General features: G+C 72.8%; 7 protein-coding genes and 1 pseudogene. 6 read left to right on the forward strand and 2 right to left on the reverse strand.

The window, feature by feature from the left end; genetic code table 11:
• Positions 1-608 (reverse strand): TerD family protein (locus tag DY245_RS35090; RefSeq protein WP_147318415.1); only part of this gene is annotated, 608 nt, incomplete at its 3' end.
• Between the two features lie 247 nt (positions 609-855).
• On the opposite strand from DY245_RS35090, the gene DY245_RS35095 reads away from it, so the two are divergent.
• The 6 genes from DY245_RS35095 (at position 856) to DY245_RS35120 (ending at position 7,034) form a co-directional block, all read left to right on the forward strand.
• The gene (locus DY245_RS35095; protein ID WP_128511146.1) at positions 856-1,308 is read left to right on the forward strand and encodes a DUF6643 family protein; all 453 of its coding nucleotides are present in this window, start codon (positions 856-858) and stop codon (positions 1,306-1,308) included.
• A 47-nt stretch (positions 1,309-1,355) separates the two neighbouring features.
• Entirely contained in the window at positions 1,356-2,180 is an 825-nt protein-coding gene (locus DY245_RS35100) for an MOSC domain-containing protein (protein WP_128511147.1), read from the forward strand.
• Positions 2,181-2,328: 148 nt separating this feature from the next.
• A complete protein-coding gene (locus tag DY245_RS35105) occupies positions 2,329-3,219 on the forward strand; it encodes an MEDS domain-containing protein (RefSeq protein WP_128511148.1) in 891 nt (296 codons plus the stop codon).
• On the forward strand, positions 3,213-3,665 hold the full coding sequence (locus DY245_RS35110; protein WP_128511149.1) for an ATP-binding protein: 453 nt from the start codon (positions 3,213-3,215) through the stop codon (positions 3,663-3,665). Before DY245_RS35105 ends, DY245_RS35110 begins: the two co-directional genes overlap by 7 nt.
• A gap of 170 nt (positions 3,666-3,835) precedes the next feature.
• The gene (locus tag DY245_RS35115; protein WP_181924010.1) at positions 3,836-4,438 is read left to right on the forward strand and encodes an Rv1733c family protein; all 603 of its coding nucleotides are present in this window, start codon (positions 3,836-3,838) and stop codon (positions 4,436-4,438) included.
• A 166-nt stretch (positions 4,439-4,604) separates the two neighbouring features.
• Entirely contained in the window at positions 4,605-7,034 is a 2,430-nt protein-coding gene (locus DY245_RS35120) for a right-handed parallel beta-helix repeat-containing protein (protein ID WP_128511151.1), read from the forward strand.
• Here the strand turns inward: DY245_RS35120 and DY245_RS35125 are convergent.
• Positions 7,004-7,814 (reverse strand): annotated as a pseudogene (locus DY245_RS35125) (lipase family protein); the annotation flags it as partial. The gene DY245_RS35120 and the pseudogene DY245_RS35125 sit on opposite strands and share 31 nt — an antisense overlap.

Below are 7,814 nucleotides of genomic sequence, written 5' to 3' on the forward strand. Positions count from 1 at the left end.
GGCATGGCTGCGACCGGGGGCGCGGCGGGCGGCGGGGGCGTGGGCGGAGCGGCCGGGGCGGGCTGCGGGGGCTGCGGCGTCTGGGGCTCCTCGACGCTGATGCCGAAGTCGGTGGCCAGCCCCGCGAGCCCGGTGTCGTAGCCCTGCCCCACCGCGCGGAACTTCCAGGCACCCTGGCGGCGGTAGAGCTCACCGAGCACGAAGGCGCTCTCGGTGGTGGCGTCCTGGCTGTCGAAGCGGGCGATCTCGGCGCCGCTCGCCGCGTCCAGCACTCGGATGTACAGCCCCGGGACGCTGCCGAAGGTGCCGCCGTCGGCGGAGGCGGCGAGCACCACCTTGTCGATGGCGGGCTCGACGGAGGCGAGGGCGACGGTGAGGCTGTCGGTCAGCGCGCCGCCGGCCGGGCGCTTGCCCTCGTGGCGTACGGCGCCGGAGGCGTGCACGGCCTGGTTGTAGAAGACGAAGTCTCTGTCGTCGCGGACCTTTCCGGACATCAGGAGCAGCGCGGAGGCGTCCACGTCCGGTGTCCCCGGGCCGGCCTGCCAGCCCAGCTCCACCCGGACCGCCGGGGCCGGGACCGGGACATTGCCGCCCTTCAACATCGACATCGCCGCGCCTTCCTCTCGTCCGCCGTGCCCCGTCAGTGGTGGCACCTCCCAACCTACTTGGCCCGAACCGCTCCGAACGCCCCTTGTTCACCCGCGAGAAGCCAGGTCTTTACACGATTCCTACGGTCGATCGCGACCGATTTCCGCAAGTTCGCTCGCATTGGCGATCCATGGACACTCCCAACACGTAAAACAACCCTCTTTTCAGGCTCCCCAATCGGCACATCGTGGGCTTAACTTATGAGGCATGACCTCCCCCCGCTCTACCTACGGCGGCGGCTACTACGCTTCGCCGTCCTTCCCGGACACTCCGATCTACGACAGCCTCGTCGCAGAGCGCGGTACGCCGCAGATCGCCCCGATCCGGGTGAATCCGTCCCCTTACGACACGGGTTCGTCCTATTTGCCGGCGCTGCCGTCGGCGCTGCCCGCACTTCCGGCCGCGCCCTCCCCTCACTCGCCGGCGCAGGGTTACCCGGGTGCCGCCGCGCAGCCGGTCGCCCCGCTCCAGCACGCTCCGGCGCCGTACATCCCGCAGCAGGCGGGCGTCCGCGGCTATCCGTCCCCGCAACAGCAGCAGCCCCAGCGCCCGGCCACGGGCACGGGGTATGAGGCGATGCGGCCGGCCGCTCCGGTCGCGCCGCGTCCGGCCGCGCCGTACGACGATCCGTACGGCCGTCAGTACCCACGCGGCTACTGACCCGGCCGATCGGCCAACTGTCCGAGGCTGCTGGCAGGATGGACGGCATGCCGAAGTCTGCGCTCCAGTCGATCCATCTCTATCCGGTCAAATCCATTGCGGGGTCCGGTCCCGGCGAGGCGGTCGTAGAGCCGTGGGGGCTCGCCGGGGACCGACGATGGCTGCTGGTCGATGCCGAGCGCAGGCAGATCACCCAACGCCAGCAGCCGAAGCTGGCGTTGGCGCACGCCGAAGCGCTGCCCGGTGGCGCCCTCGGACTCACCGCGCCCGGGATGCCGCCGCTGACGGTCGAGGCACCCGAGTTCGAGGAGACGGTCCCGGTCCAGGTCTGGAAGGACGAGGTCGAGGCGGTGCCCGCGGGCCAGGCGGCGGCCGAGTGGTTCCGCGGGTATCTGGGCGTCGAGTGCCGGCTGGTGCATCTCGACGCCCCGGAGAAGCGCCGTCCCGTCGACCCGGAGTACTCCGAGCCCGGTGACACGGTCAGCTTCGCCGACGGCTTCCCGCTGCTGCTGACCACCACCTCGTCGCTGGACGCCCTCAACTCCCTGATCGCACAGGGCGATCACGCCGACGAGGGCCCGCTGCCGATGAACCGTTTCCGGCCCAATGTGGTGGTGGACGGCACCGCGCCCTGGGCGGAGGACGACTGGCACCGGGTCCGCATCGGCGAGGTGGTCTTCCAGGTGGCCAAGCCCAGCTCACGCTGCGTGGTCACGACCACCGACCAGCGCACCGCCGAGCGCGGCAAGGAGCCGTTGCGTACGCTCGCCCGGCATCGCCGCTTCGGTGACCGGCTGGTCTTCGGCCAGAATCTGATCCCTCGCGGGGTCGGCACGATCCGTATCGGCGACCCGTTCGAGATACTCGACTGACGAGCCGGCGCGGCCCTTCGCCGTGGTCGCGCCGCGGGCGCTCGGGGCGGCCGCCGGACCCTTCGCGGCCCGGTGACCGGCCGGCTGCGGTGGGCGCCCCGCGCCGCCGACGGGAGAGGGCGACGGGGAGACGACGAGCTGCGTGTCGATGTCTGCGAGGGACACCGGGAGCGACCATCTCCTTCCTGTCCAGCATCTGCGGCCCGGGGACCACGCCTTTGTGAGTTACGGCAATGACGAGGTGCGCTGGGAGGTCGTCACGGCGTTCGTACGGCTCGGGCTGGCCCGCGGCGAGAAGGTCCTGGTCCTTCCCTGCCCCGGGGTCCCCGAGGAGGAGGTGCTGGCCAGGCTCGACTTCCCCAGTCGCAGCACGGTTTCGGCGCGCGCACGCGGCCAGTTGGTGGTGAGCAGTATGCGCGAGCTGATCCGGCCGGACAGCGAGTTCACCGCCGCGCGGCAGATGAGCCGGCTGGGCGCGGAGACGGAGCGGGCGACGGCCGAGGGGTACGCGGGCCTGCGGGCGTTCATCGACATGGGCTGGGTGGCCGCGCTCGGCACGGACGTCGGCGCGATGGAGCGCCGCGAGACCGGTGCGCAGGCGCTGTTCACCGGCCGGCCGTACACCGAGATCTGCGCCTACGACCGCCGCCGGTTCGACCGCGCGGTGGTCAGCGCCATGGAACGGGCGCATCCGCGCGCGCTGCTGGAGCGCCTGGGCAGTCTGCGGTCGCTGCGCGGCCCGGACGGTGTGCTGTGCTTCATCGGCGAGGCGGACGCCGCGAATCAGGACACGTTCACCAGATCGCTGGAGATCGCGCTGGCGCATACGGCGGCGCTGCGGCGGCTCACAGTGGATCTGACCCGGCTGCACTTCCTGTCGGTGGGCTGCACGGTCCGCCTGCTCACCCTGACCCGCGCGGCCGCGGGCCACGATCTGGTCGAGGTGCGCTGCGACCGCGGGCAGCGCCGGATGCTGCGGCGGCTGGGCGGCGGGACCGTGCCCAGGCTGGTGTTGACGGAGGTGGTACGGGCGTGGTGAACCCCGATCCGGCGGGTCCGGCCGAGGTATCGGCCGAGGAGCTCGGCCGCCGGCTGTTGCAGCGGCGCTTCACCGCCCGGCTGTTGCCGCAACTGCGGCTGCTGGTCGAGGAGTGCGCCGCCCGCGAGGGGCTGTGCGAGCCGCGGCGCGGTGAATTCGTGCTGGCCGTGGACGAGATCGCGGGGAACGCCGTGGAGCATGCGGGCGGCTCGGGGCGGCTGCTGCTGCGGCGGGTGGGCGACGAGCTGGAGTGCCGGATCAGCGATGCGGGGCCCGGATTCAGCGAGGCGGTGATCCCCGAGCTGCTGCCCGGCCTGGACGGCGCCACGAAGGGCCGCGGGCTGTGGCTGGCGCGCCTGGTGGCGGACCGGTTCGCGGTCGCCGCGGGGGCCCCGGGCACGGGCATGACGGGCGCCGTGGTGACGCTGGCGGTGCGGCTGCGCTGACCACCACGGAGCCGACGGCCGGAACTCCCCCGACAAGCGTTCCAGGGGCCGTTCGTTCCGTACGACCGGATGTCGCTCTCCGGACGGGGTGATGTTGCTCTCTCTTCGCATAACCCTCGCGTGGACCACCCCTGATGCGGTATTCACGGACACACGGAGAGGGGGCAACGATGCGAGCGATGAGAGGCATATGGCGCTGGCGGCACAATCCGCTGCGCCGCCGGACCGATCGGATCGAGGCCTGGGTGGCGCTCACCGCCGCCCTCCTGATCGCCCTCGGGGCGCCCTTCGCGGGCTGGTCGGCCGGCCGGGCCGCGCACGGCGCCCTGCTGGAGACCGTACGCATGCAGCACCAGGAGCGGCATCTGGTGTGGGCCACGGTCGACCGCCTGGTCTCCCGGGCCCCGGTCGACCCGGATCCGGAAACCTCTTCGCAGCGCGATGCGCACCACCGGGTCATCGCCCGTTGGACGGCGCTGGACGGCAGTGCGCACATCGGCCGGCTCGCCGCGCCGCGCCCCGTGGAGCCCGGTGAGCGGTTCCGGATCTGGACGGACGGCCATGGCCGGGTGCTGCCGCGGCCGATGGACGTCAGCACGGCCGGTACGCATGCGGTGCTGGCCGGTCTGGGCACGGCGGCGGCGGTCGGCGGACTGATCGAGGGCGGCCGGCGACTGGTCGTAGGGCAGTTGATGGTGCGTCGCTTCCGCCGCTGGGACCAGGAGTGGGAGCGCGCGGGCCAGGACTGGGGCCGGGCGGACGCCGGGAGTTGACCATCGGCTGACCAGCCGCTGACCGTGTCAACCGCGCCTCGCCGGGCGCGCTACGGTGGGGGCGCCAGCCTCTCGGCTGGGGCCTGGAGAACCCGAATGCGGACATCCGTGGACGGATGGTAGCCGGGCCGACGACAGCCGCACGAAGTGGGGGCACGACAGCGCCATGGCACAGGGCTCGGTCCAGGTGACGCACTCCGGAACGTCGCGTTGGCGGCGCCGTACAGGGGAGTACAGCTCGCTCGCCGCCGCCCTGGAGGCCGCCGGGGACGGTGATGTGCTGACCGTCCCGGCCGGTACGTACCGCGAGAATCTGGTGCTGGTGCGCGCGGTGACGCTGCGCGGCCCGGACGGGGCACGCGGTTCGGTGCGGATCGCCCCGGCCGACGGTGTGGCGCTGACGATACGTGCGTCGGCCACCGTCCACGATCTGCATCTGGAGGCGACGGATTCGGCCTCCCCGGCGCTGCTCGTGGAGGACGGCGCCCCCGAGCTGACCGGTCTGCGGGTGGTGACCCGGTCCGCGTCCGGCATCGAGGTCCGCGGCGGCGCCCGCCCGACGGTGCGCCGCTGCACCGTCGACAACGCGGGCGGGGTGGGCATCAGCGTTCTGGACGGCGCCGGCGGCGTCTTCGAGGAGTGCGAGGTGCTGGCCGCCGGGCAGGACGGTGTGGCGGTGCGCGGCGCGGCCCATCCGCGGCTGGAGAACTGCCGGATCCACCATGCCTCGGGCGCCGGTCTGTCGATCAACGGCGAGGGCAGTGCGGCCGAGGCGGTGGGCTGCGAGATCTACGAGATCAAGGGCGCCGGGATCCAGGTGGCCTCGCGGGCCACCGGCCACCTCACGGACTGCACGGTGCACCGCACCTCCGCCGACGGCATCACCCTGGACACCGACGCGGTCCTCACGCTCGCCGACTGCGACATCCACGACATCCCGGAGAACGCCGTCGATCTGCGCTCCCGTTCGGTGCTGACGCTGACCCGCAGCACGGTGCGGCACTTCGGGCGCAACGGCCTGTCCGTATGGGACCCGGGCACCCGGGTGGACGCCAACCAGTGCGAGATCCACGACAGTACGGGCGACTATCCGGCGGTGTGGGTCAGCGACGGCGCCACCGCCGTACTGGACTCGACGCGGGTGCACGATGTGCCGGACGCGCTGTTCGTGCTGGACCGGGGCTCCCGCGCCGATGTGGTGGACTGCGACATCTCCCAGGTCCGCAACACCGCGGTGTCGGTGAGCGACGGGGCGACCGTGCAGCTGGACGACTGCCGGATCCGGGAGGCGGCCACCGGCGCGTGGTTCCGCGACCACGGCAGCGGCGGCACGCTCGCCAACTGCACCATCGACGGGGCGCAGACCGGCGTGATCGTCACCAAGGGCGCGGACCCCACCATCGAGGGCTGCACGGTCAGTTCGCCGGCCGAGGCCGGCTTCTATGTCTCCGCGGAGGGCCGCGGCACGTTCCACGGCTGCCGGGTCACCGGCAGCTCCGGCTTCGGCTTCCATGTGATCGACGGCTGCCGTACGACGCTGACGCGGTGCCGTACGGAGCGGTGTGCGCGCGGCGGCTACGAGTTCGCCGAGGGCGGCGCCGGGCAGGGCGACGGGCCGACGGTCCAGGACTGCACCAGCGACGAGAGCCGTGCGGTGCAGGAACCGGCCGCCGGGGCGGCACCAGCCGTCCAGCAGGCGACACAGACGGCCGGGCTGCTGGGCAATGTGCCGGCGCAGAGTCCGCCGCCGGCCGCCGCGGCGGCCGCGGAGCCGGCGGTCAGCAGCCGGCCCTCCGACGAGGTGCTCGGCGAACTGGACACCCTCGTAGGGCTGGAGAGCGTCAAGCGCGAGGTGCGCAGCCTGATCAACATGATCGAGGTGGGGCGCAGGCGGCAGCAGGCGGGGCTGAAGGCCGCCTCGGCGCGCCGCCATCTGGTGTTCACCGGCTCCCCCGGCACCGGCAAGACGACCGTGGCCCGGCTGTACGGCGAAATCCTCGCCTCCCTGGGGGTGCTGGAGCGCGGGCATCTGGTCGAGGTGTCCCGGGTGGACCTGGTGGGCGAGCACATCGGGTCGACGGCGATCCGTACCCAGGAGGCGTTCGACCGGGCGCGCGGCGGGGTGCTGTTCATCGACGAGGCGTACGCCCTCTCCCCCGAGGACTCCGGCCGGGACTTCGGCAAGGAGGCCATCGACACCCTCGTGAAGCTGATGGAGGACCACCGGGAGGCGGTGGTGGTGATCGTGGCGGGCTACACCGCGGAGATGGAGCGCTTCCTGGCGGTCAACCCCGGTGTGGCGTCCCGTTTCTCACGGACCATCACCTTCGGCGACTATGCGCCGGAGGAGCTGCTGCGGATCGTCGAGCAGCAGGGTGAGGAGCATGAGTACCACCTCGCCGACGGGGCCGGCGAGGCGCTGCTGAAGTACTTCACGGTGCTGCCCAAGGGGCCGTCGTTCGGCAACGGCCGGACCGCGCGGCAGACGTTCGAGGCGATGGTCGAGCGGCACGCGGGCCGGGTCGCGCAGCTTGCCGACCCGAGCACCGACGACCTGACGCTGCTCTACGCGGACGATCTGCCCGAACTGCCCTGAGCGGGCGGCGGACCGGAACAGTCCGCCGCGGGCCGCTGGCCCGGCACGTCCGGTGCGAGCCGGGCGACCAGTTCGGCGCGCACCGTGTCGAAGACCGGGTCGGCCTGGTAGTCGCCGTGGCCCAGTATCTGGGCGGGCAGCGGATTGTGCAGGGTACGGCCGAAGGCGAGCGGGTCGCGCAGCGGTCCCTGGTCGATCCTCCGGCCGTCCTCACAGGTGAGCCGGATCGGGCCGCCGATGGGGTCGGTGAAGCGCCACAGATTGCGCCAGTCGTCCATCTCGCGGTGCAGTCCGGTGAGCGCGGGCGGTCCGAAGAAGGCGGGGAACCAGCGTCCGTAGAGGCGCTCCAGGGGGCTGCCGTACGTCAGCAGGGCGACCCGGCTGCGGGTGACCAGGTCCAGCTGCCAGACGGCGGCGGCCGCCAGCACACTGCCCTGGGAGTGCCCGGAGATCACCAGGCGGCCGTCGAACCGCTCGGTCCAGGTGGCCATCCGCCAGGTGAGGTCGGGGACGGCGCGCTCGGCGTAGCAGGGCGGTGCGAAGGGGTGGGCGGCGCGCGGCCAGAAGGTGCCGACGTCCCAGAGGATGCCGATGGTGCGCCGCGCCGAGTGGTCGCGGTAGGCGCGCCGGCCCATGGCGATCAGCAGTATCACGCCGGCGCTCATCAGCCATGAGCCGAGGGACTCCGCGGTCTCGGCGGCGGCGTGCACGACCGGCGGCGCACCGGCGGTGGCGCGGCCCGGCGCGCGCTCGGTGAGCCAGGCGCCGGCCACCGCGCCC

This window comes from Streptomyces inhibens, from assembly GCF_003389455.1.
In the GTDB taxonomy this organism is placed as follows: domain Bacteria; phylum Actinomycetota; class Actinomycetes; order Streptomycetales; family Streptomycetaceae; genus Streptomyces; species Streptomyces inhibens.

Bases quoted from the DNA above. Each gene is read 5' to 3' on its own strand.
- DY245_RS35095 (WP_128511146.1), top strand. From the start codon at position 856: ATGACCTCCCCCCGCTCTACCTACGGCGGCGGCTACTACGCTTCGCCG.
- DY245_RS35100 (WP_128511147.1), top strand. From the start codon at position 1,356: ATGCCGAAGTCTGCGCTCCAGTCGATCCATCTCTATCCGGTCAAATCC.
- DY245_RS35105 (WP_128511148.1), top strand. From the start codon at position 2,329: ATGTCTGCGAGGGACACCGGGAGCGACCATCTCCTTCCTGTCCAGCAT.
- DY245_RS35115 (WP_181924010.1), top strand. From the start codon at position 3,836: ATGCGAGCGATGAGAGGCATATGGCGCTGGCGGCACAATCCGCTGCGC.
- DY245_RS35120 (WP_128511151.1), top strand. From the start codon at position 4,605: ATGGCACAGGGCTCGGTCCAGGTGACGCACTCCGGAACGTCGCGTTGG.